Source organism: Gemmata algarum (assembly GCF_034097035.1).
Lineage (GTDB): Bacteria > Planctomycetota > Planctomycetia > Gemmatales > Gemmataceae > Gemmata > Gemmata algarum.
The window spans coordinates 48585-74806 of record NZ_JAXBLV010000178.1 but is presented as its reverse complement, the minus strand read 5'-3'; the positions used below and the strand labels follow the sequence as shown (position 1 = coordinate 74806).

General features: G+C 64.6%; 18 protein-coding genes and 1 tRNA gene. 9 read left to right on the top strand and 10 right to left on the bottom strand.

What is annotated here, in order from left to right; all coding sequences use genetic code 11:
* Positions 1-4: 4 nt before the first annotated feature.
* Positions 5-973, top strand: coding sequence for an inorganic phosphate transporter (locus R5W23_RS14760; RefSeq protein WP_320686951.1), 969 nt, complete (start codon positions 5-7; stop codon positions 971-973).
* A gap of 312 nt (positions 974-1285) precedes the next feature.
* Here R5W23_RS14760 and hppD read toward each other — a convergent pair whose 3' ends face one another.
* Together hppD and R5W23_RS14750 are read right to left on the bottom strand one after the other, a co-directional pair.
* On the bottom strand, positions 1286-2386 hold the full coding sequence (hppD, locus tag R5W23_RS14755; RefSeq protein ID WP_320686950.1) for a 4-hydroxyphenylpyruvate dioxygenase: 1101 nt from the start codon (positions 2384-2386) through the stop codon (positions 1286-1288).
* A 71-nt stretch (positions 2387-2457) separates the two neighbouring features.
* Positions 2458-3357, bottom strand: coding sequence for a hypothetical protein (locus R5W23_RS14750; protein ID WP_320686949.1), 900 nt, complete (start codon positions 3355-3357; stop codon positions 2458-2460).
* A gap of 123 nt (positions 3358-3480) precedes the next feature.
* Between R5W23_RS14750 and R5W23_RS14745 the strand changes: the two genes are divergently transcribed.
* The 5 genes from R5W23_RS14745 to R5W23_RS14725 all read left to right on the top strand — a co-directional run bounded on the left by R5W23_RS14745 (position 3481) and on the right by R5W23_RS14725 (position 9318).
* Entirely contained in the window at positions 3481-4479 is a 999-nt protein-coding gene (locus tag R5W23_RS14745) for an NADPH:quinone reductase (RefSeq protein ID WP_320686948.1), read from the top strand.
* Positions 4480-4597: 118 nt separating this feature from the next.
* Positions 4598-5719: a hypothetical protein gene (locus R5W23_RS14740; protein ID WP_320686947.1), complete on the top strand. Its 1122-nt coding sequence runs from the start codon at positions 4598-4600 to the stop codon at positions 5717-5719.
* Between the two features lie 283 nt (positions 5720-6002).
* On the top strand, positions 6003-6998 hold the full coding sequence (gene gmd / locus R5W23_RS14735) for a GDP-mannose 4,6-dehydratase (protein WP_261186716.1): 996 nt from the start codon (positions 6003-6005) through the stop codon (positions 6996-6998).
* 90 nt (positions 6999-7088) lie between these two features.
* Entirely contained in the window at positions 7089-8057 is a 969-nt protein-coding gene (locus R5W23_RS14730) for a GDP-mannose 4,6-dehydratase (protein ID WP_320686946.1), read from the top strand.
* Between the two features lie 151 nt (positions 8058-8208).
* Complete coding sequence (locus R5W23_RS14725) at positions 8209-9318, top strand: HD domain-containing protein (RefSeq protein WP_320686945.1); 1110 nt, start codon at positions 8209-8211, stop codon at positions 9316-9318.
* 117 nt (positions 9319-9435) lie between these two features.
* On the opposite strand, the gene R5W23_RS14720 is transcribed toward R5W23_RS14725, so the two are convergent.
* Positions 9436-10722: a PQQ-binding-like beta-propeller repeat protein gene (locus tag R5W23_RS14720; RefSeq protein ID WP_320686944.1), complete on the bottom strand. Its 1287-nt coding sequence runs from the start codon at positions 10720-10722 to the stop codon at positions 9436-9438.
* Positions 10723-11234: 512 nt separating this feature from the next.
* Here R5W23_RS14720 and R5W23_RS14715 point away from each other — a divergent pair.
* Complete coding sequence (locus R5W23_RS14715; protein WP_320686943.1) at positions 11235-11672, top strand: acyl-CoA thioesterase; 438 nt, start codon at positions 11235-11237, stop codon at positions 11670-11672.
* A gap of 57 nt (positions 11673-11729) precedes the next feature.
* Here R5W23_RS14715 and R5W23_RS14710 read toward each other — a convergent pair whose 3' ends face one another.
* Together R5W23_RS14710 and R5W23_RS14705 are read right to left on the bottom strand one after the other, a co-directional pair.
* Entirely contained in the window at positions 11730-12110 is a 381-nt protein-coding gene (locus R5W23_RS14710) for a hypothetical protein (protein WP_320686942.1), read from the bottom strand.
* A gap of 98 nt (positions 12111-12208) precedes the next feature.
* A complete protein-coding gene (locus R5W23_RS14705) occupies positions 12209-12907 on the bottom strand; it encodes a hypothetical protein (protein WP_320686941.1) in 699 nt (232 codons plus the stop codon).
* 192 nt (positions 12908-13099) lie between these two features.
* On the opposite strand from R5W23_RS14705, the gene R5W23_RS14700 reads away from it, so the two are divergent.
* Positions 13100-13174, top strand: a tRNA-Met gene (locus R5W23_RS14700).
* 348 nt (positions 13175-13522) lie between these two features.
* Here the strand turns inward: R5W23_RS14700 and R5W23_RS14695 are convergent.
* The 4 genes from R5W23_RS14695 to R5W23_RS14680 all read right to left on the bottom strand — a co-directional run bounded on the left by R5W23_RS14695 (position 13523) and on the right by R5W23_RS14680 (position 21901).
* Positions 13523-14380, bottom strand: coding sequence for a hypothetical protein (locus tag R5W23_RS14695; protein ID WP_320686940.1), 858 nt, complete (start codon positions 14378-14380; stop codon positions 13523-13525).
* A 17-nt stretch (positions 14381-14397) separates the two neighbouring features.
* Entirely contained in the window at positions 14398-15057 is a 660-nt protein-coding gene (locus R5W23_RS14690; RefSeq protein ID WP_320686939.1) for a hypothetical protein, read from the bottom strand.
* Between the two features lie 138 nt (positions 15058-15195).
* The gene (locus R5W23_RS14685) at positions 15196-21282 is read right to left on the bottom strand and encodes an Ig-like domain-containing protein (RefSeq protein ID WP_320686938.1); all 6087 of its coding nucleotides are present in this window, start codon (positions 21280-21282) and stop codon (positions 15196-15198) included.
* 157 nt (positions 21283-21439) lie between these two features.
* Positions 21440-21901, bottom strand: a complete 462-nt coding sequence (locus R5W23_RS14680; protein WP_320686937.1) for a hypothetical protein — start codon at positions 21899-21901, stop codon at positions 21440-21442.
* A 522-nt stretch (positions 21902-22423) separates the two neighbouring features.
* On the opposite strand from R5W23_RS14680, the gene R5W23_RS14675 reads away from it, so the two are divergent.
* Positions 22424-23689, top strand: a complete 1266-nt coding sequence (locus R5W23_RS14675; protein ID WP_261186727.1) for a radical SAM/SPASM domain-containing protein — start codon at positions 22424-22426, stop codon at positions 23687-23689.
* Positions 23690-23753: 64 nt separating this feature from the next.
* Here the strand turns inward: R5W23_RS14675 and R5W23_RS14670 are convergent, their stop codons facing one another.
* A complete protein-coding gene (locus R5W23_RS14670) occupies positions 23754-26210 on the bottom strand; it encodes a hybrid sensor histidine kinase/response regulator (protein WP_320686936.1) in 2457 nt (818 codons plus the stop codon).
* Positions 26211-26222 lie beyond the last annotated feature (12 nt).

Here is a 26222-nt window from a genome sequence, read left to right as displayed (position 1 = left end):
CGCCATGCTCCTCGCGCTTCTGTTCCTCGCGGCCTGTTTCGTGGCGTTTACAAACGGGGCCAACGCCAACTTCAAGGGCGTGGCCTCGCTGTACGGGAGCGGCACGGCTACGCTTCGCACGGCGGCGCTGTGGGGCACCGCGACCACGTTCGCGGGTTCGCTCGCCGCGCTGCTCCTCTCCGAGAACATGCTGCTCGCGTTCCGCGGGCGCGGGGTCGTTCCGGACGACTTGGTCGCCTCGCGACACTTCGTCTGCGCCGTCGCGCTGGGCACGGCGCTCACCAGCTTCCTGGCCACGCGGTTCGGGTTTCCGGTCTCGACCACCCACGCACTGGTCGGCGCCCTCGTGGGCGCGGGACTGGCCGGCGGTGGGGACGTTCGGATCGGTGCGCTGGGAACGCAGTTCCTGTACCCGCTGTTCTTCAGCCCGGTGGTTGCGGCCCTGGCCGGGGCCGCGGCCTACCTGCTTCTGCGGGCCGCGCGACTCATACCGGACCGCCGGTCGCGTTCGCTCGATGTGTTGCACTTTTTGAGTACCGGCGCGGCGAGTTTCGCGCGCGGGCTGAACGATACGCCGAAGATAGCCGCGCTGATGGTCGCCGTGCCGGCGATCGGTCCCCGGGAAGGAATCGTGATCGTTGCGTTTGTGGTCGCGGCGGGTGGGCTGCTGGACATCACCCGCGTGGCCGAAACGCTCGGCAAGAAGGTCACGGACATGAACCCCGGTCAAGGGTTCGCGGCCAGTCTTGTAACCGCGGGCCTCGTGACCACCGCCAGCCTGCACAGCTTGCCCGTAAGCACCACGCACGTGAGCGTCGGGTCGCTGTGCGGAATGGGTGCGGCGACCGGACGAGTACACTGGCGTAAGGCAGGTGAGATCCTGCTCGCGTGGGTCAGCACCGTCCCCTGCGGGGCCGCCCTGGCAGCCCTTGCCTACGCGCTTTTGACGAGTTTGTTGGCAGCATCCGGGTGAGCGACGTTGGCAATTGAGACTGCCGCTTGTCGCCGAAGCGTTTCAGCCTGAGCTGCAACCGACAGAAGGGGCACACTCCGCAACCGATTGCTTTTGGGAACCCGCGGCGGAATGAAGCTCGCATGGGGTGCCACGACCGGCCCGAGGCGAGCGCGTGTATTACTAACGCGCGATGGAGAGGTTAAGAAGATTTTGACAGGATTGACAGGATAAACAGGATCTCGAGTCGATCTGCTTGATCGCATTCATCCTGTCAATCCTGTCAAAACTTGTCTTCGTAACTACGGGATTAGCTCATTATGCCATCAAATTTTAGAGCGTTCCGCGGAGTTCTTGCTCGCGCTCGATGGCCTCGAACAGCGCTTTGAAATTCCCCTTACCGAAGCTCTTGGACCCGCGCCGCTGGATCACCTCGAAGAACAGCGTCGGGCGGTCGGCCACCGGCTTGGTGAAGATCTGGAGCATGTACCCTTCGTCGTCGCGGTCCACGAGGATGCCCAGCTCCGCCAGTTCTTGAATGTCTTCCTTGATGTCCCCAACCCGGTCGGCCAGCGCGTCGTAATACGCCTGGGGCACGCGCAGGAACGACACGTCGTTGGCCCGCATCGCCCGGACGGTTTTGACGATGTCGCCGGTGATCAGCGCGATGTGCTGGACCCCCGGACCCCCGTAATACTGGAGGTACTCGTCGATCTGGCTGCGGCGCTTGGCCTGGGCCGGCTCGTTGATGGGGAACTTGATCCGCCCGGTGCCGTTCTGCACCACTTTCGACATGAGTGCGGAGTACTCGGTGCTGATGTCCTTGTCGTCGAACGACACGAGCTGGTTGAACCCGAGCACGTTCCGGTAGAAGCTCACCCACTCGTCCATCTTGCCTTCTTCGACGTTCGCCACCAAATGGTCGATCGCCGCGAACCCCACGGGCCGGGCCGTGCTCGGGTGGTACCGGTCGGGCGCCATCGGCTTGAAGCCGGGGGCGAACGCGCCCTTGTAGCGGTCGCGGTTGATGAACGTGTGCGTCGTGTCGCCGTAGGCCAGGATGCTCGCGGTCTCGAACACCCCGTGCTCGTCCTCGAGCGCTTCGGGCGGTCGTACTCCTTTGGCGCCGCGGCGGACCGCTTCCTCGTAGGCGTCGCGCACGTTCGGCACGTCCAGCGCGATGTCCATCACGCCGTCGCCGTGGGTCACGAGCCGCCGGCTCTCCGGGTGCTGCTCGGACAGCGGCGAGGTGAGTACGAAGGTGATCTCGCCCTGCTTGAGGACGTATCCCGCCTCGTGCTTCACCTTGGTTTCGAGGCCGGCGTAGGCGACCACGTCGAAGCCGAACGCGTTCCGGTAGAAGAACGCGCTTTGTCGCGCGTTGCCGACGAAGAACCGGACGTGATCGATCTTCCGGAGCGGAATGTCTGCCATTGGAGGTGTGGTGGTTAGTTAGGGCTGGTCCCATCGCCTCGTGAGATGGGGTACCGAATACAAAACAGCGATCAGAGAACAGGTATACCGAACCGCCGGACCAGTGCTTCCAGCTCGCGCCGGAGGAACGGCAGCGACGGTGCGACGAAAAAGTCCTTCTGCATCTGTGACGGGTCGTAGTCCGTGGCGATGACCGTGTCCGTTACGAACGGGCGCCGGGTGGCGCTCGTCGAGAACAGCGAGTGTGGGATCTCACCGGTGCTCGACAAGATGCCGGCCCCGAACACCTTCACCTCGCCCGCCTCCTCGATCAGCCCGAACTCGATGCTGAACCAACTGAACCGCTTCAGCGCCAGCACTTGGTCGCCGTGCGGGGTGGCCGCGGCGGCCTTCCCGATCAGCGTCAGCAGCTCCGCATAATCCCGGTTCATGAGGGGCGGCACGTGCCCCAGGCAGTCGTGGATCATGTCCGGCTCCGGCGTGAATTCGGGGTGCGAGCCGTGCCGGATGAACTGCGTGACCGGGAACCCGCGGTCGGCAATGTACTGGTAGAACGTGCGGTACGGCAGCGCGCCTTCCGCGGGAACGAGGCGCATCTGCGTTTCGCGCGCGAGTCGGTCGCTGACGGTTTTCAGTTGGGGGATCTCGGTTTCTGTGATCGCGAGTTCGTCTTTCGCACGGAGATACAGGGCGCACGCGAACTTGTCGTGCAGCTCGTGCAGTTTCGGTGCGACCTCGCGCCAGACGCGCGTTTCTTCGGCGGTGTACTCGATCAGCGGCGGGCCGAGTCGCTCAAGCCGGTGCCTTCGCGTGAGGTCAAAAAGGAGCCGTCGGCGTGCGACGTAGTCGGCGTCGTGCTCGCCGGGGTGGTTGGGCTCAAGTTCCAGCACCGCCACGTCCGGCGGCTCCACCATCTGGTGGCCGTCGATTGCCCGACCGTATTCGACGAGCGTCTCGGGTGATGTGTTCATCGCGCTCGGCTCCTCGGGAGAAAGGACGGAGGAGAACAGCTATTCTATCGGGCCGCTCCGTAAATAGGGTGAAGCTTTGGCGGGGATCGCACCGTCCCGCACACGCACGAGAGGGCACGCACAATGAAAGCCGCTTATTTCGATACCACCGGCGCGCCGGACGTGATCCGCTTCGGTGACGTGCCGACACCCGACCCCCGGGCGGGTGAGGTTCGGGTCAAAGTGCTGGCCGCGGGCATCAACCCGATCGACACGTACGTTCGGAGCGGTGCGGCACCCATGCCGCTTCCCAAGCCGGCGATCACAGGTACCGATTTCGCCGGTGTTGTCGACGCGGTCGGCGCTGGCGCGCAACTCGAGGTCGGGGATCGGGTGTGGGGAAGCAACCAGGGGCTGCTGGGCCGGCAGGGGACGTGCGCCGAGTTCGTGTGCGTCGAGGAGAAATGGGTGTACCCCACGCCAGCGAGCGTGACGGATGAGCGGGCTGCGGCTGCCGCGCTGGTGGGCATTACCGCACACCTTGGGCTGTTTCATCGCGCCAAACTGACGCACGGTGAGACCGTTTTCGTGAACGGCGGTACCGGGGGCGTTGGCTCGATGGTCGTGCAAATGGCAAAGGCGGTTGGCGCGAAGGTGATTTGCACCGTCGGGAGCGAGGAAAAGGCCGCGCTGGTGCGCGAACTCGGTGCCGATTTGGCAATCAACTACAAGACGGACGACATCAGTGCTCGGGTCAAGGAGTTCACCGGCGGAACAGGAGTGCAGGTGTGGTACGAAACGCTTCCGCCTGCGGACCTCGACAGAACGGTCGAACTGGTCGCCCCGCGCGGACGCATCGTCGTGATGGCGGGGCGTGCCGCACGCCCGGTGCTCCCGAACGGGCCGTTTTACGTGAAAGGCTTATCCCTGATGGGTTTTGCGATGTTCAACATGACCGCCGAAGAACAGCGCGTCGGGGCCGATGATATGAACCGGTGGTTCGTTGCCGGAAAGCTGGTGTCGCTCATCGGCGCGCGTTTCCCGCTGACGCAAACCGCACAGGCGCACCAGTTGCAGGAGGACAACACGATCCGGAAAGTGGGTACATTGACCGGGAAAATCGTTATCACGCCAACGGAATGACTTTCAGCGTCGTCGAAACAACAGGCGAACAGCGTACCTGAAATCGTGTAAGACCGGATTGACCGTTACGAATACCCGTTAGCTGCGACCGGCGCCGCTCATCTTCAAGGGGATCATCATGAAACGGGTCACTGCGCTTTTTGTTCTGGCCGGTACGGGGTTCGTGCTCAGCCCCACGACCGCGTCCGCTCAGTTCGGGTTCGGTTACGGGTACCAACGTTACGGAGGGCCGGTGGTCACGCCGACCTTTAACCCGTTTTTCGCGGCGCCGCAGTACCGGTACCAGCAAACGTATGGCTTGAGCATTCCGACGACATACGGGAACCTCACGTTCGGCTCGCGGTATTACTCTTACGGGTACTTTAACCCGGCCTGGTCCCTGTCCCCGCTTGGGGGAACGTTCTATTCGCAGAGCGGGTCGTACATGTCGGGGAGCGTCCGGCCCAGCTTCGCGCAAGAGATGCAGCGCGACATCCAGCGAGCGCAGCGCGCGGCCGGCTTGCCCGGGGCGAACGAGGCCGACCGCGGTTCGTCGTCCGGCACGGCGGTCGTGCCGGCGCCGATCGCGGAGCGCGTTCCGAACCTGCCGGAAGGTTTTGAGAAAGAGTTAAGCCCGGTTGAGCGGACAAAGGTCTTGTCGGGCGAGGCACTTAACGCGCTGCTCGTGGCCATCGCCAAGGCCGAGTTACGCAACGTCGAGCGGCCGTCGGCGTTCGTGTCTCCGCTCCAACTCGAAGAAGTTCGGTTCGGCGGCTCGGACGCGGCTGATGCCCTCAACTTGGTTCTGCGTCCGCTCGATTTCCCGGCCGCGTTCGACGACGCGACGCTCAAGGACATTCGGCTCGCTGTAGCCCGCGACTTTGCTCCCTTGGCGACTGCACTTCAGGCCGGGAAGCCGCCGGAGGTGGCAAAGCGGACACAATTCGAAGCGACCCTTGCGAAGATGGAAACGGCGGTGGCCCCCGTTATCCGAGACCTTCCGTTTGCGGACTCGACCGCGGCCCGACGGTTCATGAACCAGCTTGCGGGAGCGGCAAAAGCCATGAAGGACGGTGTGGGTAACGGTTTAGTGGACCCGAAGTGGGCCAGTGAGGGGACGACGGTTGCGAACTTCGCGAAGCACATGACCCGCTATCAGTTACAGTTTGCGGCTGCTCCAGCCGGGAGCGAGGAAACGTATCTGAACCTGCACCGCAATCTCGCGACCTACCTTTTCTTGCTCACCGAGCCGAAGAAGTGAAGTAATTGTGAAGGTGGTACGGGTGTGGTCCCGGCGGGTGCAAATTGCACCCGCCGCATCGCCTTTTGTGCGGGTTCGGGTATCATCAAGTTCATCTCACTCTTGCTCCTGAGGCCCGCGCGCGGAGCCTGAATCGGTAGTAGTTGCTCATGTGCGGCCGCAAGCCAGTGCCGTTTCCCACTTGTGAGTAACCGACGAGCCGCTATACAAAAACACCGTTGGCTCCGCCCGCTGCCGGCCAAGGCGCGGTGTGCGGGGCCTGAATTCGTACACAGGCGGACGCATGAAGCGGGCACTCATCACCGGCATCACCGGTCAGGACGGCAGCTACCTCGCGGAGCTATTACTCGAGAAAGGCTATGAGGTTCACGGCGTGGTGCGGCGCTCCAGCACCGAACCGTTCGAGCGCATCGAACACCTCGCGGGCAAGGTGCATCTCCACCAAGCTGACCTGCTGGACCAACTGTCGCTCATCGACGTTCTGAAAGTGACGAACCCGCATGAGGTGTACAACCTCGCGGCGATGAGCTTCGTGCCGACCAGTTGGAAGCAGCCGGTACTCACCGGCGAGTACACCGCAACCGGTGTGACCCGGATGCTCGAGGCGATCAAACTGGTGGGCCGGGATACGATCCGGTTCTACCAAGCGTCCAGCAGCGAGATGTTCGGGAAGGTTCAAGCCGTTCCGCAAACCGAAACGACGCCGTTTTACCCGCGCAGCCCTTACGGCGTGGCCAAGTTATACGGCCACTGGATCACGATCAACTATCGCGAATCGTACAACATGTACTGCTGTTCCGGGATCCTCTTCAACCACGAGAGCGAACGGCGTGGCAAAGAGTTCGTGACCCGTAAAGTGACCGACGGCGTGGCCCGGATCAAACTCGGGCTGGCGACCGAACTCCGCCTGGGCAACCTGGACGCCAAGCGCGACTGGGGGTTCGCCGGCGACTACGTTCGCGCCATGTGGCTGATGCTCCAGCAGGATCAGCCCGACGACTTCGTCATCGCGACGAACAAGACGCACACCGTGCAGCGCCTGGTTGAGGTCGCGTTCGAAGCGGTCGGGCTGGACTGGAAGAAGTACGTTACCATCGACCAGTCGCTGGTGCGCCCGGCCGAGGTGGATCTGCTCATCGGCGACCCCGAGAAGGCGGAGAAAAAGCTGGGCTGGAAGCCCGAGGTGACGTTCGAGCAACTGGTCGAGCGGATGGTAAAAGCCGATCTCGCCCGGTTGCAGGGGAAGCCGCTGCCGGACTTCAAAGCCCGTGGCATCTGACCAGCGCGGGTGCGCGTGTGAGCGTGAGGAAGAAATCTCAGTCCGCTTCCTGCCCCCGCCCACACGCGCACACGCACGCACACTGACCTTATGCGAATTCTCATCACCGGCATCACCGGGTTCGTCGGCGGGCATCTGGTGGAACACCTGATGTCGTTGGGCGGGCACGAACTGTTCGGGGTGAGTCGCCGCGCAGAGTGGCCCGGAGGTCTGTCACACCTCGCGCCGCACGTGCGGCTGTTCGCGGCCGATTTGTGTGACGCCGGGGTGACGGAGCAGGTGGTGCGGGAGTGCTGCCCCGACTGGGTGTGTCACCTCGCCGGATACGCTAACACCGGCGGATCGTTCCGCGACCCCGAGCGGGCGTGGCGCGAGAACCTCACCGCCACCCGCTGCCTCTATGACGCCGTGACGGGTTCTGGTCTCAAGCCGCGCATCCTGTTCGTATCCACCGGCCTGATCTACGGTGAGCCCGACGAACCGGACGGCGTGTGCGCCGAATCCACCACGCTCAAACCGGCCAGCCCCTACGCCGCCAGTAAGGCCGCCGCCGACCTCATCAGCTACCAGTATACCCGCAGCGCTGGTCTCGATATTGTGCGGGTTCGGCTGTTCAACCAGATCGGGCCGCGGCAGAGTGCCGACTTCGCGGTGTCCAATTTCGCTCGCCAAATTGCCGCCGCCGAGGTTGGTAAGCAGGCCCCGGAGGTCAGCGTCGGCGACCTGTCGGCGCGGCGCGACGTGGCCGACGTGCGAGATATTGTAGCCGCCTTCCCGCTCCTTCTGGAGAAGGGGCGGTGCGGCGAGGCGTACAACGCCGCGCGGGGCGAGTCGTTTCTGATCCAGAGCCTGTTGGACAAGTTGGTGGCCATGTCGCGGGTGCCGATCCAGGTGCATCAGAAGATCGAGCCGGGGCGCAAAGCCGACACCGCTGTGGCCCGCGCAGACGCGTCCAAGCTGCGCGCCGCGACTGGCTGGGCGCCACAGGTAACACTCGACCAGTCGCTCGCGGGCGTACTTAACTACTGGCGGTCCCTCTCCGGCACGCAAACGTCATAAGGCCGATCCTTTTCAGCACTCGCGTAACGTCATGCTGCACTCCTCTCCCGCGCTTCCCGACTTTCGATCTCAGGTTTTTCGGCTATAATCGTTCACGAGCCTCGCGACGGCACCGGACAGGCTCGTTAAAAAATACCGTCGCTGACACGCCATGTCAGACGCCAAGTTGCGTCAAGCGATCGCGTTCGAAGCCGCAAGGCTCATGTACGAACGTGTCGAATCCGAGTACTTCACCGCAAAACGCAAGGCCGCAAAACGGCTCTGCCGCGGCACCGTCAAGCCCAGCGACCTCCCGAGCAATGCCGAGGTTCGCGATCAGGTCCAGGCGTTCGCTCGGGTTCACGAGGGCGAGGCCCGGACCGCAAACCTGTGTGAGATGCGGCTACACGCTCTGCGGCTGATGCGGGTTCTATCGCGCTTCCGCCCCCGGCTGATCGGCAGCGTGATGACCGGACACACCCGCAAGGGGTCAGACATCGACCTGCACCTCTTCAGCGACCACATCGAACCGATCACCGCGGCTTTGGAGGAGGAGGCGCTCCCGTACGAGGTCGAGCGCAAGCAGGTGACGAAGCACGGCGAGAGTCGGGTGTTCACGCACGTCCACGTGTTCGACACGTTCAACTTCGAGCTGACGGTGTACGAAGAGGATAAGGCCCACTACGTCTTCAAATCGAGCATCACCGGTAAGGCGATCGAGCGGGCCAGCACCCGCGAGTTGGAAGAGCTGATCGCACGCGAGCACCCGGAAGTCATGATCGAGGAGGCCCTCGCCGAGCAACAGGAGGCCGTCGATCCGTATCAAATGTTCCGGTTGCTGTTGCTGCCTTTGGAGCGGGTGAAACAGAGCGCGAAGCACCACCCCGAGGGGGACGTGTTGTTTCACCTGCTCCAGGTGTTTGAACTGGCGCGCGACGAACGCGCCTGGGACGAAGAGTTCTTGCTCGCGGCCCTGTTGCACGATGTCGGGAAGGGTATCGACCCGCACGACCATGTGGCTGCGGGGCTTCAGGCCCTTGACGGGCTCATCACGCCGCGCACCGCGTTCTTGATCGAGAACCACATGCTGGCGCTTGAGTACAAAGCCGGTACCTTGGGGCACCGCCAGCGCAAGCGGCTGGAGGGCTCCGAGGATTTCGAGGACCTGATGCTCCTTCGGGACCTCGACACCCGGGGCCGCGTGCCCGGGGCGCGGGTGGGCACGGTGGATGAGGCGCTCGACTTCATCAAGGAGCTCGAGCGCCAAAACAAGTGGAAGTGACGCCGGGCCAGGGCGCCCCGAACCGAGCGTTCGGGGCGCCCGAGCACATCCGGACTTGCGGCGCAGTTCTGGGTGAACTCAAGCCACGTTTTCACGTGAGTGCCCGTCGGCGGGTGCTCACTTCGCGCCGGCCTTCACGTCGTAGCAGTACATGACCGTCTGGTCGCGAACGTACAGCTTTCCACCGACGATCACCGGGTGGGGCCAGCTTTGTGCGTGCGACCGTTGATCGGCCGGCGGCAACTTGAACGACGACACGACTTTCAGGCCGGTCGGGTCCGGCTCGATGAGGACCATCACGCCGTTCTCGTACCGGAAGTACAGCCGCCCGTCGGCATAGAGGACCGCGGCCGACCGCTGCCCGCCGGCCGGGTTCCGTTCCGGTCCCCACTTGATCTCACCGGTTTTGAGTTCGACGCACACCGGGTTGCCGTCGTTCTGATTATGCCCGAAGTAGATGTAATCGCCGACGAGAACCATGCCGCCGTGGTGGTTGTTCAGCTCCGGTTTCTTGTACGCCTTCAGTTCCTTCGCCTCGAACCCGGTCGCCGTTGGGGTGATCTGAAGCAGGGCCGATCCGCCGTTGTAGCTGCACGAGACCCACACGAGGTCGTCCTTCACGATCGGAACGGGGATCTGGGCCACCCCGCCGGCCGCCGGCTTGTTCTTGTACTGCCAAAGCACTTTGCCGGTTTTGGTGTCAACGCCCACGACCCCGCTTTGGTCGCCCAGGAGGACGACGTACATCGGCGTCTTGTTGAATGTGGCCTTGATCGGTGACGAGTACCCGCCCCCGCCGCCGGCCCGGAGTTCGGTTTTCCACACCGTCTCGCCGGTGGCGAGTTTCAGTGCCGCCACCGCCGCTTTCGAGCCGCACGGAGCGCAGATGACCGTATCGCCGTCCACCAGAACCGAATCGTTGTACCCCCACGTCGGCACCGACCCGCCGAAGTCGGCGACGTAGTCCTTCTTCCAGATCTCTTTGCCGGTTCCCGCTTCCAGGCACACCAATGTGCCACCAAGGCTCACGGCCAGGAGCTTCCCCTGGTGGTAAGTGGGGGTGCTGCCGGGTCCGTTGGTTTGCCGGGCCACTTGCTTGGCGTCCGCGAACGCGGTGAACCAGAGCTCCGTCCCGTCGCTCTCTTTGAGCGCCCAGACGCCTTCCTTGCCGTCCCGCGTTCCGGTGCCAAAGATCTTTCCGTCGGCGAACGAAGGGGTACCGAATCCGAGACCCAGGTTCTTGGCCGTCCAGAGCTGTTTCGGCCCGTCTTTCGGCCACTGCTTCAACAAACCGGTTTCTGGGGACAGGCCATCGCGGTTCGGGCCGCGGAACGCGGGCCAATCGGCACCGGCCGCGACGGTGGTCGAAAGCAGGGCGCAAAGGGTTGCGAGGCGCAGGGGCATGTGACCGGGTCTCCGAGTAATAGGAATCGGGCGGCACCAGCCGCTTTTCAGGTCGGGCGAGGGTTCATCTCGATCGGGGGGCCGGGCGTTCGCACTTCGGCCGCCGCGTTACAGGTTTGCCGCGCGATCCGCAGCAGTCGCTTTGTCTGTGCGTTGCCGCACGGCCGAAGCCGCTACGGGTACAGAGTACGCACATACAGGAGATTCATTAAAATCGGGTGAGCGGCTGCGTACAGCTTATTATAAACTCTCAGCCCGATTGATCGGTAATTCGATCGTCCCGAACTTTTGCCTGATGGTCAGTGCGGCAGGGGGGGGCAACCAACGCCGGCCGGTTGGGATCAGTACACCGAACGACAACGACCGGTGTATATTCGGGGCGAGGGTGAGCGACGCGCGGCGTCTCCGGTACGGGGCAGCTTCGCAGACGGGCCGAATTCAATCCCTGTGTCGGAGCGGAACGGCTCGCAGCCACGTCGCCCCGGTGCCGACACACCAACTCCGGACTGCCGATGAGCCACTCCGCCCTGGTCGCGTTTCCGGTGGTGATCGAGTTCGATGTCGGCTGGAGCGACATGGACTCCTACGACCACGTCAGCAACCTCGTGTACTTCCGCTATTTTCAGGACGCACGGATCGAGTACCTCGCCCGAGTGGGCTGGCTCGAATCGAAGCGGACTTCGGGCTTGGGGCCGATCGTCAAGAGCACGGCGGCGTCTTACCGTAAGCCGGTGAAGTACCCTGACCGCGTGTGGGTCGGAGCGCGGGTGATCGAGGCCCTCACCGACCGTGTCACGTTCGAGCACAAACTTGTGAGCCGCGCGTGGGGGCAAGTCGCTTGTGAGGGGACCGCCGTTTTGGTGAGCTACGACTACCGCAACGAGTGCAAAGCGCCGCTGCCCGATGGCGTCCGCCGCGCGATGGTCGCACTCGAAGGTCAAACGGAATGAGCCCCGTGCGCGCCGATGGGGCACTCACGGGGCCTGACGTTACGAGTCGGCCCGGCGCTAGCGGTTCTGTTCGAGCATGAAGAAGTCACGCGGGCTGCGCACGAACGGGTGGTTCGGGAACACCAGCGTACCTTGGGCCGGGCCGTATGCGCCGGGAGGGAACCCGTTCGGGTTGTAAGCCGGCCCGGATTGGCCGTAGCCCATTTGCGCGTGCGACGAGCCGCCGATGCGGAACAGGCGCTTGAGCCGCGGGTGCATCCCGTAGGGATCCGGGGAGACCCCGTTGGACGGACCGCCCATGCCGAGCACCGTGTTGGGGCCGCCCAACTGCGGGGCCGGCGCCGCGCCCTGCGCGGCGCTCGTTCGCCCGCCCCAGTCCGCGCTGGCCGCCCCTGCGGCCAGTCCCAACGTCATCGCAGCCAGTAAGAAGCGCTTCATGCGCAGGTCTCCCACGGTTCCGGCCCGCACCCGGACCGGTCAATGTGGTTCTTATCGGCACGCGCGCGGACGCAGGGCGAGTATTCTTGCAGAATCGTTCAGCGGGTGAGTGTGAAATAGTAGATCAGCAGGGCAAACGAGCAGGCCACCACCGCGCCCGTCGCGACCGCGGCGGAATGGAACCAGCGGGCCACTTGGTTCTCGTCTGCCGAGTGGGTGCTGAGGGCCGCGCGGAGCAGCCGCGCGATGTCCTCGAACAGCCGGTCGTCGTTTGACACCCAGCGGAGTGTGACGGTGCGCCCGCCCTCGAACGTGTCGAGTTCGAACACCGGCCCCTCAGAGACCCACAGGTTTCCGGTTCGCTCCAGGGGCCGCCCGATCTGTGCGAACACTTCGCCCAGGAGTGCCTCGAATGCGTCGGGCTCGATGTTGTAGACGACCAGCGAGCGACGCCGGCCCAGAAGCGTAAGGCCGATTCCCCCTAGCACCGCGACCAAGTAAAACGAGACCAGAACCGACCAAGTGACCCACTCTTTAATCCACACCGCACGGAACGCCTCGAAGTTGCCACGCATCCAGAAGCGGAAGTTGGACTGGAGCAGCGTGAGTACGACCCCGGCTCCGAAGAAGACGAACCCTGAGAGGCCCAGGGCGAGCGCAGTGAAGTCCCACGTTCCGGGTACCGCGATGGGGTGCTCACGCCGCGTGATTTGAGCGAGCCACAGAAGATAAAATGTCAGCGGGATCAGGCACACGACACCCGCTAGACAGATCACGAGGATGAGCGGAACGGTCAAGGGACGTGTTCCTGATTTGGAGGGTCGCCTTTGCGGTGCGCGACGAAAGTATGCGTCTCATCATAGGTTGCAGCGCCCGCCGGGTCAATTTTCGATCCCGGTCACACAGCCCGAATGAAGATATTCCGAACTAGTCGACAAGTTACCCTTTCCGATCGGCCACAGCCAGCATAGGATATCTTCACAAGACGACGCGGCGTGGAGCAGCCCGGTCAGCTCGCCAGGCTCATAACCTGGAGGTCGTTGGTTCAAATCCAACCGCCGCAACTTTCGGCAGCCCTGGGAATTTGATTCCCAGGGCTGCAGTTTTTTACTCGTTTGAGTCTTGCGGGTACCAATGAGGGCAGCGGACGCTTTCATCACTTCGCGAGACGGCATTACAAGTTCAACCACTTCAATCGCAATCGTCTGGCTACCGTGGACTGTTCTTCGAGTAACGATGGGTCAGTGAACGAGAAAACCCTCCCATCTGCCCAGTGTGGACTCAAATGCGCGGTCGCGTGCTCGTGACGCTGCCATCCGGGGTAAAGGCAAGATCAGAAAAGTTGTCTTGCCTTCAACCTGCTTGTTTACCGGCTGGCGTAGCGAATATGTCTTCCCCGGCGCTGAATTGCTTCACGGCGCGCGCGGCACGAACGTGTTGTCGAGATTCGGCCGGCGATCGGCATCACGCTGGAGGCGTTCCTGCTCACGGATCGCCTGATCCTCGGGGTTCGACTTGAGGAGTTGCGCGCCGGGTATGAACTCGATCGCGGTCGTGACCGCGTCCGCAACGAATTTCCCACCGTCGTGAACACGGTCTGCAACCGCCCCGAGGGTCGACTTGGTGGTGTCCTTGAATCGCTGGAGGCCTGATGGGATGCCGGTGCGCGTTACGAAGTCCCGTGTTTCCGTCCGTGCCGTGCTGATCCGGGTTCGGGTGTTTTCGTGGACGTTGGTTGCCTGGGAGTACCGTACTCGGGGATTCCCGCACACTCCGAACACCAGCGACACCGACTGCGGCCCGTAGTCGTAGCGGATCGTGTCGTTGGTGTACGTGACCCGCGGGGCGCCTGGCGGCAGGGTGATCGGCACATACACCCGCTCCAGCGTTTTAGGGTGATTGACGGAAACGATCAGCGGGCCGCCGGGGATCATCGGCCCCTGGAACGAACGGTCCCCGGTGTAGTAAAACTTGTGAACCAGGATCGCCGGCGGCACCTCGACCTGCTGTTGCACCGCGGACGCCGGCAGCACCGGCGCGCACTCGACCGAGGGTGATGTCGCGAGCGGCGCGACGCGAGCAACCGGCTTTCCGGTGGGATCGACATTCGGGTCGAGGATCTCGATCTCTTGTGTCGGCGGAACCGGGGCCGCTGCCGGACGTAGCGCGTCGCCGACCCGGCGCGGGGTTGCGTCGGTGGAGGTCGTACACCCGGCCGCCGCTCCAAGTAGAGCTGCGGCCAGAAGGAACATCCGTGTGGGCGCCACCATGACCGATTCCTCGCGTCTTACTTGTATGTGAACTCGACTTCGATCCGGTCGATCAGCGGGAAGTACTTCTCGACCGCCGCGGAGTACCCGCTGAACAGCTTGCTCGCGGGCTCTCCGCGCTGCACCACGAATTCCATCGGCGGGAACTCGACCACCGCGGGCGCCCCGGGGACCAAGTTCGGGCGCCCCGGGGCGATCGGTGCTCCCGCGTACCCACGCACCTTCACCACGAACGTGTTCCGCTTCAGTTGCGTCGTCTGAAGGCCGGTATCGAGCCGTTCGCCCGGCCGCAGCGGGGACCGTGGGTCGTCCCCCGGTAACGGGTTCTGGTCCGCCCGGAAGCTGATCTGGAACTCACCGGTTTCGTGGAACGCCACCGCGGCTCGCGACAGGAAACAATGGTCCGCTTGTAGCCGCGGCTGGCTCAACTGGTACATCTGTGTCCCCTTGCGCAGGGGCTGCCCCGGCAGCGGAGCCGGGGTCAGGATCACCTTTTCAAGGCTCAGTGCCGTGACCGTCGGTGCCGGGCGCGTGTCGCTGGGCCGGTAGTCGTAGCCCGGCACGCCGGGCAGGGGTTTGGGCTTCGCTGTGTGCTTGGGCCACTCCGCCCGAGCGGCCGGTCCGCCCGCAGCCAAGCAGACCGCCGCGCACACCCACTTCCAGGTTCGCTGGGCCATTGCCGTGTCTCCGTTACCGGGATTCCGTCCCTGTCCGGCAACTTCGACACGACGACGCCTGTGCCACCGCTCAATCGCTCGCTTGGCCCGATGAACGACGCACCGCGGGCGTCAGCGGCGCGCTATTCGTTAGTGCCGTTACCGGTTGCCGAGTGGCGAACTCGGCAGCAGCCCTGCCGGCTGGGGCATTGAGGGTGTCGGGATCGAGGGCCGCGGTACCGGCGGCGGGTTCGTCGTCACAGTCGTCTGCCCGCCCGTCGTCGGCAGCTCCGCCGGCCGCAGCGGAGGCGGTGTGGTAGACAGCGCGGGGTTGTACGGCACCTGGCGTCCCACCCCGACCGATCCCATCCCGGGGAGCCGCATCGTGTTGGGGCTGCCGACAGTGGTATTCGGTACGGTTGGCGTGGCGGTCCACCGTGCCCCAGGTACCGGGGTTGGGGCCGGCAGCGGTAAGGCGGGATTGGCTCTCGGGAACGCGTTCTCGGGCACGAAGTTCGGCGGGAGCGGGCCGTAGCCTGGGGACACGTCGAGGGCCGGCTGCCCCGGGCCGCCGAAGTTGAACGGCTTGGACATCCCTTCGGGAGAGGTACGAGGGGCGAACCGCGAGTCCGGAAACGTGCCGTTTACGTCGTACCCCTCGCGCAGGGTGCCGTCATACAGCCGCAAACCCAACCCGGTGTACCCGTTGGGGTGGACGAACGGGAGCGACATCGGCGGGCGGTACAGGTCGTACCGGCGCTCCCCGTAGGGGGTTCGCAGCGCGTCATCGACGCGGGTCGCACCGATGTCGTAGATCCGCTGTTCCACGTCGAGCCGCCGGTACCGGGCGGCGAACTCGGCCATCCGGTCTGCAAGCGGGTCCAGGTCCGCAACCGCCGGGGCGTACCGCAACCCCATCAGGTCGAACAGGGTTGGGAAGATGGTGGCCTGCGAGTAAATCAGGTTCTGCTGGAGCGAGGCGGCCGCACTCGGCAGCGGGCGGAACAGCGCCCCCACCCCAGGAATATCCTGCAGCAACTGCACGCCCTTCGCGGTGCGCGCCGCTTTGATCGCCACCATGTACTTGCTCACCTCGCGCAGCTCGTAGTTGCCGAGTTGCACATCGGTGCTGACGAAGTGGCGCTTCACCCGGCCCAAGTGCTTCTCGTCCGCCCGCACCGGCTCGCGCACGTCGGTCGTGTACATGTAATCGAACCCAAACACCACCGCCTGCCCGTCCGGGCTGAGCACGGGCCGGATCTCGTACCCGGTGCCGGTCTCGAACTTGTAGATCGCCGGGTCCGGGATCAGCCCGTCGAGCGCGGCACCGAACTCGCGCCGTCCCGGACCCGCCTGGGCCAGGATCTTCTCGTCCGCAGAGGTCGGCAACCCGGGCAGTACGTTGCGCACTGCCGACAGCCCGCCCCCAGCGCCCTGCATCATCGACACCGGGTTGCCGCTGTAGATCTTGGCTAGCGCCAGGAACGACGGGTCGTTCATCAGTGCGCCGTACTCGTCGAACATCGCCTTGGCCGTTTTGAATCCCTCGGTGATGAGGATGTCGCGCTTGGGCAGGTCGAACTCGAACGTCGCGGCCGGCGAAACCTTCCCTAGCGCCCGGTTGTTGGTCAGCACGCTGGTGGTTTCGATCTGTGAGAGCGTCACGTCCCAGGAGCGGCTGGCGGTGCGGGCGCGCTGGAAGGACGGCAGGTAGTACTGCGTGTTGAAATCGTCGTCGAGTGCGGTGGCGATGCTCTTGAGGTAGTTGTCCACGTTGGACGTGTGTGCCCGGGTGCCCTCTAGTATCTCGACGAACTTGTCCTCCATCTCGTCGACGAGCATGTCGAGCAGTTTCTTCTCATCGAGCGGCCGCCGCGCGTTCTGGGCGTTCTTGCGCGAGGCTTGGTAGCGGAACTCGGCGGCACCGAAGGTCTGGAACGCAGCGTCCGATCCAGAGAACGCCCGTCGAGCGTTTGTAAGCCGGTCCTCTTTGATGCGCCCAAGGATATCGGCTTTAAACGCCTCATAATTCGCGCGTTGGACCAGGGGATCAATTTTGCCGTTGCGAATCTCCTCAATTAGCTGACCTGCTTGATTTCGGGCTTCCGACAGTTTTTCAAGGATGGAGGCTGTCAGTTCTTTGTGTAACTTCCCAAGCCGCTTTAGTTGTCCAATTTCGATGGTAGGAGTGCTGGTTGTAATCTGTTCGAGGAGCTTAATGTATTCGGCGTGATCCTTCGCGCGCTCCCCAGTAAATACTAATTGCCGCATCTGATCGTATAGGTTTTTCCATCGCCTGAGTACAGGATCCCACTGCGCCGAAACCAGTTTCAGCCGAGTGCCATCGAGTTGTGCAGTGCGCAACACGCCAGCATAACGAATAACAGTTACTCCGACGATATCATTCGGGTTAGTGATATTTAGCTGTTTTCCGATGTTGATATCGAGTATGGGTAGTTTGAGATCATTTGCCGAGCCGGCTATCGCTGCGAGAAACTGGCGGCTTTGGATCACCTCGGCAGCCTTCTTTTCCAGTTGGGGAAGCTCGACATCGAGGTCGCCAAAGGCTTCAATTTCTGTCTGAAATATGTCAAATTCTGCTAGTACATTAACGAGTGATTCTGATACGAGTTGTGCCGCGTTTTGGCGCTCTTTTTCAACTCCCTTCAACTCTTCCTTCGCCGCGTCCTCCAGATCTTTTGCCTTTTTCAACTCCTCAAGGTATTTTGTTCCGACCCGCTCTTCCAGCAACGCCCGCTCCATGACGCGCTGACGGAGCTGCATCTCGGTGACCATCCGGGCCTTGAAGATCTGGGCCAGCTTCACGAACTCGCGTTGGAGCGGGTTAAGCGTATCGTTGCCGGTCAGTTGGGCGCTGAAGAACCCGACGAGCGACTGGAACTGCGAGTTGTTCGCCAGGAGGTACTGCTTCTTGTCCTTGCACGCGTCACAGTGCTTGGGCTGCGAGATACCGGCCACGTAGTACTTCCACTCGGCCTCCGGCAGGTCCCGCTGAACGGTCGCCAGGAACTCGGTGATGATCTCCGTGCGCACGTCGTTCTTCGCGAGCGCGAGCAGGAACAGCGCGGACGACAGGCTGGTGCTGTCCATCGAGTTCAGCGATAGCAGCTTGTTGCCCGTCTTGAGGAATTCCGAGTCGAGCTGGATCAGCTCGTCGATGAAGTCCTTGCCGAAGAACGAGTACAGGTACCGCTGGTCGCGGTCCCATTGGGTGCATCCCGGGGCCAGGGTCGCCTGCACCTCTGCCGCCTTGCGGGACGCTACCGACGTGACCGCGTTCCGCAGCATCTGGCCCGACTGCGCGGTCAGGAACCGCGAGTGATCCAGGTACCGCTGGATGTTCGCGACCACCTTCTCCATACGGTCGGCACGCTCGCCGTTCACCTGGAGCGTGTGGACCGCGACCCGCACCTGTCCGACCGGGGCGTCGATCTGGTTGACCATCGTGCGGATCACGTTCAGCCCCTTGATCGGCCCGCGGAGCTGAATCAGCCCCTCGCCGATGACCGACACCGATACCTGCATGACCGCGTCCACCGAGTTCGGGTTACCAGGTGCGTAGGTGTCCGGGTCCTCGCGGGCCGCGGCCGTCTCGGTGCGGAACTGGTTCTCGCGGAGCCGGCGCTCTTGTAGCTCCTTGACCTGCCAGGCTTCGACGGCCTTGGCCTCGGACTCGCGCTTGCCCGCGAGGGCCGACTGGGCCGCCGTGAGCCGGTCCGCGTTGGCTCGCTCGACGAGGTCGCCGGTGGTGGACACGCTTTGCAACTTGCCGATCTCGACCTCGAGCGCCTTCACTCGGGCGCGGGCCGTATCGGCTCCCGAGTCTGCCCTGGTCTGGTTCTCGACGAGTAGGCGATCGAAGGTACGCTTTTCGGTCGCGACCCGGGTTTGGATCTCCCGCTTGCGGATCTCGAGTTGCAGTTTGTCCGGATCGGCCAAGTTCGGCGCCTTGAGCGCCGTGTCCACCCGGAACAGGTCGCGGTCCAGCGCCTCGAGCAGTTGTCGCTGCTCTTCGAGGGCGGTGTCGTTGTTGGTTCGGCCCGGGGTGAGAAGCTCCGCGCGGGCGAGGTCGCGCTTGGCTTGCTCCAGTTCCTGTTGGCGCTGGAGCAGGTCGATGCGAGCGGTGGCGCTTTGGTTGCGAGCGGTAGCGATGCCGTTCTGCAGGTTGTTCACCTCGGCCTCAGCGGCGCGGGCCTCTTGGGCCGCGCGGACGGCTTCCGCTTCGAGCGCCTTGCGGTCGTCCTCGGCTTTGTCGGCGTTGTCGCGGACCGCGTCCGCGGTACGCCGCCGGATGTCCACGGTGGCCGCGTTGTACGACTTCACGGTGCGGTTGATGAGTTGGGCCACGCGGTGCGCGTCACGATAGTAGTAGAGCCGCATGACTCGGGTCTCGACCCGGTCCGACGGGTTGAACCCGTCCGGGGAGACACGGAATTTGACGTAATCAGGGAACTCGACCGGCTTCCCGGTCTTGTGCGTGATCCCGACCGTGCGCGAGGACTGCCCGGCGCCCGGCGCACCGCCCGCGGCGCCCCCCTGTGTCGAGAGGATCGTTTCGTACAGCTTCTTCTCGTCCAGAACCGGCGCCTGGGCGAGATCGTTACCGTACACGTCCTTCGGCGGCTTCGCCTTGACGATCGACAGGGTGTACGTCCCGGACACCACGTCCGTGACGTTCAGCGTGACCGTGTCACCCTGCGCGTCGAGTTGCGCCGAGCGGATTCGGACGGTCTGCGCTCCCTTGTTCTCGTTGTGAATGAGGTCGAACGCTTCCGCCTTGATCGTGTCCGGGTCCATCTTGTGGTTGAACCGCACGGTGATCTTGTCCGTCGCGCCCGGGGTCTGTCCGAACCCAGGGGCCGCTCGGGCCTCATCAACGACGGGCGGTTGCGTTTCGACCAGCACCTTGACCTGTGCGACCGGGCCGATGGCGAGGCCGCGGACCGCCGCCACCCCGATGACGTGGTGACCGGGCGTGAGGTTCTTGATATCGAAAGTCGTCTGCTGGCCCGTGGTGAAGGAACCCGTGCCCGGGAAGCCGGTGGTCCCGATGAGCTTCATATCGCCGCCGACGTAATGAACGAACGCCTCGACGTCTTCCGTGGCCTCGGCTTTGAGTACGAACGAGGTCGCGTTGGTGAAGTAGGCCGGGAGGTTCGGGGCCGCGATCGGGACCGCGGCCGCCCGCCCCGGGATCGTCGTGTTCGCGGTGGCGGGCGGGGCGGGGAGCGTGAGCGGGAACACGAGCCGCGGCGCGGCGAGGGCCGCGGTCAGGTCACGGAACACGACGTTCACGGTCTGCTCGGCGTAGAACCGGCCGTTTGCGTCCACCGCCCGGACCACCACTTTGGCGGTCGAACCGTCCAACCGGCGCTCGGGTTTGAACCCGGCCTCCCAGTTCTGGCCGGACAACTTGGCCCCGAATTCCGGGACCAATTCGACGGCGGTGCCGGTCGCGGGCGCGGGCTGCAAGAAGAACGCGAGCCGGGCGGCTTCGTCCTTGCTGCCGGAGAGCTTCAGATACGGCACCACCCCGTCCCGGGCGTAGAGCGGAACGGCGCCCGAAAGGTCCGCCGTCGAGCGGTAAGTGGAGTTCGTGGCCTTGAGAGGTGTCAACCCTTGCGCGCCGCCACCCGCGCCCGCCGCGCGCAGCGCGATTGCCGCCGGAGGGGAATCGCCGCCCATCGGTGCCGCATTCCGGGCGATCAGTTCGAGCGCCAGGGCGCCCGTGGTCTTATCCGCCAAAGCGCTCAAATCGACCGTCGCGACAGTCGAACCGTTCGCGCGCTTTGTCATGGTAACTGCCGTGTCCTTGTCTTGTGCCTTCGTGAGCGGTGTCGTTTTAGTCCGGAAATGGAGTTCATCGGCGTTGAAATCGGAATCCAGTACGAGGTCAACTTTCTTGTTGAAGACTCGGTACTCGGTCTTCAGCGCCGCGACCGGGAATCGCACCTCACCGTCTTCCACGACCGCGATGCCGAAACTTGGCGGGGCTGCGAGTACCGCACCGATCGGGCGCATCCTGGGGTCCTGCATCGCCGCGTCGGCCGGGCGCGGTCGCGTCACCTCCGTTGGTAGGAGCCGCGGGTCCGCGCCGGGCGGGGCGTGCGTGACCTGCGCCGGCGGGGCCACCGGTTCCACGTGGAATCGGTAGTTGGTGCTGACGTACATGACGGCAGCACCAAGTACAAGACAAAGGACGATCGTACCCGCGTTGCGATCCATGCGTTCCGCCTCCGTGGACACGCGCGGCGTAAGGCGCCGGGCGAGCGTGTACGGCATAACCCCGACAGGAGTTATCGGCGGGTATAAGGTGCGACTTTACCGGTTGTGCAGCCCTCTTGGATTAATCCGCGTCTGATGAATTGCATGGCGCTCGCTGTTACCGGTTCGGGTCATCGATGGCGACGGGTGTGCCGAAGCGGGCGGTACCGGTGCGCGACACGGTCCAGGTGCAGTCGATTGGGCCTTGTGGGTGGCAACTGGCCACGTTGGTACGGTCATCGCTAGTGCCGCGTTTCGGGTCCAAGAAGAGACTCGAGTAGCCGCGATGGGCGATGTGGAACGTGCGCGGGGTCGGATCGCCCGGTTCCGCATCGCGCGGCGGTTGCATCCGGATTGGCGGGAGCGTGATCGTGTACTTCCGTGCTTCTGGATCGAGAACCTGAACCGTTGCTGGATGGTTGGGTTCGCGCACGGGATTCTCGATGGTTTTGTACTTCGCTTCCACAAATACCAGTTGCAGCCGGAAGGTCACGGGCATGGCGGGGACGCTCGCAGTGAACGTGAGGTCGTACTTCCCCGTGATAGGATCGATTTCGAGCCGCATCCCTTCGTAGATCACTAACCCGTCACCAGGGACCGGCTGGCCGACCGTGTCGAACCGTGGGTAAGGGACAAAAGCGGCTGTATGAAACTCTTTCACCCAGGAGCGGTTCTTAACAGTATCCGGAGCTTCCGGTTCGCACCCGCACACTCGAACCGCGCACACCCGCGGTTGCCGATGAAACGGTTGCAATTCCGGGCCAGCACACAGGCCCGATGCCGGAAACATACGGTCCCACGTTGGCGCTGCTGGTGCGGCTGGTGGGAGGGGTGTGTGATCTGAAGCGGCGGCTGGTGTCATGCCCAAAACGAGCAAAAGAGGAAACATGGGCGGCCCTCCGTGACTGGGAATTCTGCTGAAGTGTTCCCGCGCCCCGGGGCATGTGCGTGACGGATTCAGGATCGCACGCCGATTTTAGTCCTACTGCGGTAGTGCCATCCGCACAACCCCGCGTGCCGAGCCGGGCGGATGGGAAATCGGGTGCGCGGCGGGGTGCCGAAACGATAAACTCAGACTGTGCCCCACCACCGGAGAACCCTCGTGACCCTGCGCGCCACGCTCGGACTCGCCAAACGCGTCCTGCTGGAAACCGACAAGCGGCTCCTGTGGAAGCTGGCGTACAACATGGGGTTCAAAGGCGCCCTGTCTGTTCACCGGCACAAGCTGCGGCTCAAGCGGGGGCAGGTGTTCCCGCCGTTCCTGTACGTCAGCATCATCAACACTTGCAACCTGCGGTGCCAGGGGTGCTGGGTCGATGTCAGCATGAAGCAGGAGACGATCAAACCTGCGGCGTTCCACCAGCTCGTCCGCGAAGCGAAGCAGATGGGGAACGTGTTCTTCGGCATCGTCGGCGGCGAGCCGTTCATGCACCCCAACCTGCTCGACATGCTCGCGGAGCACCCCGACTGCTACTTCCAGATCTTCACCAACGGGCACTTCATCACGCCCGAGCGGGCCAAGCAGATGCGGCGGCTCGGAAACGTCACCCCCCTCATCTCGGTGGAAGGCACCGAGATCGTGTCCGACGAGCGCCGGGGCCGGGGCGGGGTGCTCAACCGGACCATGCAGGGGCTCCACAACGCCCTCGACGCCGGCGTCTTTACGGGGGTGTGTACCAGCCTCGCGCGCACGAACATCGATGACCTCTTGCGCGAGGAGTGGATCGATCGGTTGGTGGAGATGGGAGTGCTTTACACGTGGTTCCACGTGTACCGCCCGATGGGACCGAACCCGAACCCGGACCTGTGCCTCACGCCGGAGCAGGCACTTCGGGCGCGGCGGTTCGTGGTCGAGATGCGGGCCAAAAAGCCGATCGTGATTATCGACGCGTACCACGACGGCGAGGGAAAAGCGCTGTGCCCTGCGGCGACCGGCATCAGCCACCACATCAACCCGTGGGGCGACATCGAGCCGTGCCCGATCGTGCAGTTCTCGACCGAATCGATCCACCGCACGACCGACACACGGCCGCTCAAGCAGAAGTTCCTTCAATCCGCTTTTCTTGCTGACTTTCGCGCGCTCGCGGCCGAGACGACACGCGGGTGCATCGTTCTTGAACGTCCGGACCTGCTGAAACGGCTCGTCGAGGCGCACGGTGCGAAAGACTCAACCGCACGACGAACCGCGCTGAAGGAACTGGGCGCGATGCGGGTGCGCACGTCGCAATACAACCCCGCTGCAGAAGTGCCCGAGAAGAACGTCTTCTACCGGTTGGCAAAGAGGCTGTTTTTTAACGATTTTGGGGCGTATGCCGGGCACGACGCGCGCCACGCCCAGGAGTCCGCCCCGGCACTGCTCCGGCAGTAGTCGCCTCATCGCGTCCAGCAGGCGCCGTTCGGCCAAGCGATTCTGTCGCTTCGGCGGAGGCCCGTCAGGTTCCCATCGCCCCGCTCAAGACGCGTTCGAGATCGGTGAGCTGGACCGGTTTTACGAGGTGAGCGTTGCAGCCCGCTTGCCGGGTCCGCTCCCGATCCGATTCCTGCCCCCAGCCCGTGAGGGCGATAATAACCACAGGGGCGGCCCACGGGCGGGTGCGGATCTGCGCGGTCGCCTCGAGCCCGTTGAGCCGCGGCATCCCGACATCCATCAGTATGACATCGGGTCGGAGCTGTTCGGCGAGTTCGATCGCTTCCAGCCCATCGTGCCCGACATGCACCTCGTTGCCGAGCAGCTCCAGAAGCATGGCCAGCGATTCGGCCGCGTCGCGGTTATCGTCTACCACCAGAACTCGGCGGGGACGGGCCTTCGCGGGGGCCGGAACTCCCAGGGGCTGAGCGTCCCCTGTGGGCGCGCCGGGCAGCGGCAAGGTGACCGTAAACGCGCTCCCTTGATCCGGGCCGTCGCTCGCGACCGTCACATTTCCACCGTGCATTTCGACGAGGCCCTTCACAAGCGCGAGGCCGATACCCAGGCCGCCGGACGCGCGCTCGACGACGCGGTCGGCCTGCGAGAACATATCGAATATGCGGGGAAGGTAGTCCGGGGGGATGCCCAGCCCGTTGTCGCGTACGGTCACCACCAACGCGCCGCCGCGGACCTCCGCGCGGAGCCCGATGCGGCCCCCGGGCGGTGTGTACTTGGCGCTGTTGGTGAGCAAGTTCGAGAACACCTGCGCCAGCCGGGTCAGGTCCGCGTCAAGGAAGACGGGGGCCGGCGGGAGCTCGATCGCGAACTCGTGCCCGGCCTCCTCGATGAGCGGGCGCGCGGTCTCCGCGGCGCTCTCCAGCACCTCGGCCAGTGAGACGCGACTGCGGCGCAGGTCCAGTTTGTTGCGACTGATGCGGGACACGTCGAGCAGGTCGTCGATGAGGCGGACGGTGTGGGTGAGCTGCCGCTCCATCATCTCGCGTGCCCGCTTGGCGGCGTCCCCGCGGCCCTCCGTAAGCCGGAGCACCTGGAGCCCGTTCCGGAGCGGGGCGAGCGGGTTCCGCAGCTCGTGGGCGAGCAGGGCCAGGAACTCGTCCTTGCGCCGGTCCTGCTCTTTGAGCCGCTCGGCCCGTTCGGTCGCCTGGGCCGCCAGCCGCGCGCGCTCCTTCGCCATCGCGGCGTAGTGGCACACGGTCCGCAGCACGTCAACGTCCCCGTCACTGAACCGGTCGCGCGTGTTCGTGCCGAACGACAGCGTGCCGAGGAGGCGGTCGCCGGCGATCAGCGGGTGGCACGCGTAGGCGCGCACGCCGAACCCTTTGACCAGTTGCGCGCGCGGGTCTTCCGACGACTGGATGTCGCTTGCGATCACCGCCTTGCGGGTGGACGCGACCAGGCCGCACAGCGCCTGCCCGCTGTCGAGCCGACGGATCGCGTCCGCCGTCCCGCTCGGCACCCCGCCGCAGGCGACCAGCTCCAGCCTCGAGCCGTCGGCCGCCGGGGCGTAGTTGAAGTAGTGCGACAGCGCGAGCGCGGGCGCGAGCGCGGCGAACAGGTCGGCCATCATCTGGACCGGATCGCTGTCGGCGGCGAGCAGCGCCTCGGCCGCGTCGGCGAGGAGCGAGAGCCGAACGTTCTGGTGCCGGAGGCTCTCCTCGCCGGCCCGGAGCTGCTCCTCCAACTGCTTGCGGTCGTGGATGTCGGCGTTGATGCCGACCATGCGCACCGCCTCGCCGCCGGGGGCGAAGAGGAGCTTCGCCTTGCCCGCCAGCCAGCGGCGGGAGCCGTCCGGGCGCACCGCCCGGAACTCGTACTCCACGTCCTCCGCGCGCTCGGCCACGCACCGGCGGATCTGGGCGCCGACCCGGGCCGCGTCGTCCGGCTCGACGCGCGCCTCCCAGCTCGCGTACGTGCCCTCGAACGACCCGCGCGGGACGCCGTACAGGTCCTCGAGCTCCGGGGACCACACCACCCGCCCCTCGGGAATGAGCCAGTCGAACACCCCGGACCGGCCCGCGGACAGCGCCAGCGCCAGCCGCTCGTTCGCCTCGCGCACGGCGCGCTCGGCCCGGCGCCCCTCGGCCCGGGCGCGGGCCTCCTCGATCGCACGCTCGATGGCCGGCCCCAGCCGCTCCGGTCGGTTTTTGAGCACGTAATCGGTTGCGCCGAGCTTCAGCGTCTCGACGGCGCGCTCCTCGCCGAGCGCGCCGGACACGAACACGAAGGGCACGTCCGGGCGGCGCACCCGCGCCAGCGCGAGCGCTTCCAGCCCGTCGAGGTCCGGGAGCTGGTGGTCGGACAGGATCAGATCGAAGGCGCGATCGGCCTCGAGCCGCGCGAGGAAGTCGGCGCGGCCGACCGCGCGCACCAGTTCGAACTCGGGGTTGGTGCGGGCGAGCCGCTGGGCGATCAGGTCGGCGTCAAGGTCGCTGTCTTCGAGGTGCAGAATCGTCGCGGTCATAAGCTCCCCGGA

What these genes read in the sequence shown, in the direction of transcription:
- hppD (WP_320686950.1), bottom strand. Translation starts at nt 2,386, where the DNA reads ATGGCAGACATTCCGCTCCGGAAGATCGATCACGTCCGGTTCTTCGTC.
- R5W23_RS14690 (WP_320686939.1), bottom strand. Translation starts at nt 15,057, where the DNA reads ATGGCCCAGCGAACCTGGAAGTGGGTGTGCGCGGCGGTCTGCTTGGCT.
- R5W23_RS14760 (WP_320686951.1), top strand. Translation starts at nt 5, where the DNA reads ATGCTCCTCGCGCTTCTGTTCCTCGCGGCCTGTTTCGTGGCGTTTACA.
- R5W23_RS14670 (WP_320686936.1), bottom strand. Translation starts at nt 26,210, where the DNA reads ATGACCGCGACGATTCTGCACCTCGAAGACAGCGACCTTGACGCCGAC.
- R5W23_RS14685 (WP_320686938.1), bottom strand. Translation starts at nt 21,282, where the DNA reads ATGGATCGCAACGCGGGTACGATCGTCCTTTGTCTTGTACTTGGTGCT.
- R5W23_RS14720 (WP_320686944.1), bottom strand. Translation starts at nt 10,722, where the DNA reads ATGCCCCTGCGCCTCGCAACCCTTTGCGCCCTGCTTTCGACCACCGTC.
- R5W23_RS14750 (WP_320686949.1), bottom strand. Translation starts at nt 3,357, where the DNA reads ATGAACACATCACCCGAGACGCTCGTCGAATACGGTCGGGCAATCGAC.
- R5W23_RS14695 (WP_320686940.1), bottom strand. Translation starts at nt 14,380, where the DNA reads ATGGTGGCGCCCACACGGATGTTCCTTCTGGCCGCAGCTCTACTTGGA.
- gmd (WP_261186716.1), top strand. Translation starts at nt 6,003, where the DNA reads ATGAAGCGGGCACTCATCACCGGCATCACCGGTCAGGACGGCAGCTAC.
- R5W23_RS14730 (WP_320686946.1), top strand. Translation starts at nt 7,089, where the DNA reads ATGCGAATTCTCATCACCGGCATCACCGGGTTCGTCGGCGGGCATCTG.
- R5W23_RS14715 (WP_320686943.1), top strand. Translation starts at nt 11,235, where the DNA reads ATGAGCCACTCCGCCCTGGTCGCGTTTCCGGTGGTGATCGAGTTCGAT.
- R5W23_RS14725 (WP_320686945.1), top strand. Translation starts at nt 8,209, where the DNA reads ATGTCAGACGCCAAGTTGCGTCAAGCGATCGCGTTCGAAGCCGCAAGG.
- R5W23_RS14710 (WP_320686942.1), bottom strand. Translation starts at nt 12,110, where the DNA reads ATGAAGCGCTTCTTACTGGCTGCGATGACGTTGGGACTGGCCGCAGGG.
- R5W23_RS14745 (WP_320686948.1), top strand. Translation starts at nt 3,481, where the DNA reads ATGAAAGCCGCTTATTTCGATACCACCGGCGCGCCGGACGTGATCCGC.
- R5W23_RS14740 (WP_320686947.1), top strand. Translation starts at nt 4,598, where the DNA reads ATGAAACGGGTCACTGCGCTTTTTGTTCTGGCCGGTACGGGGTTCGTG.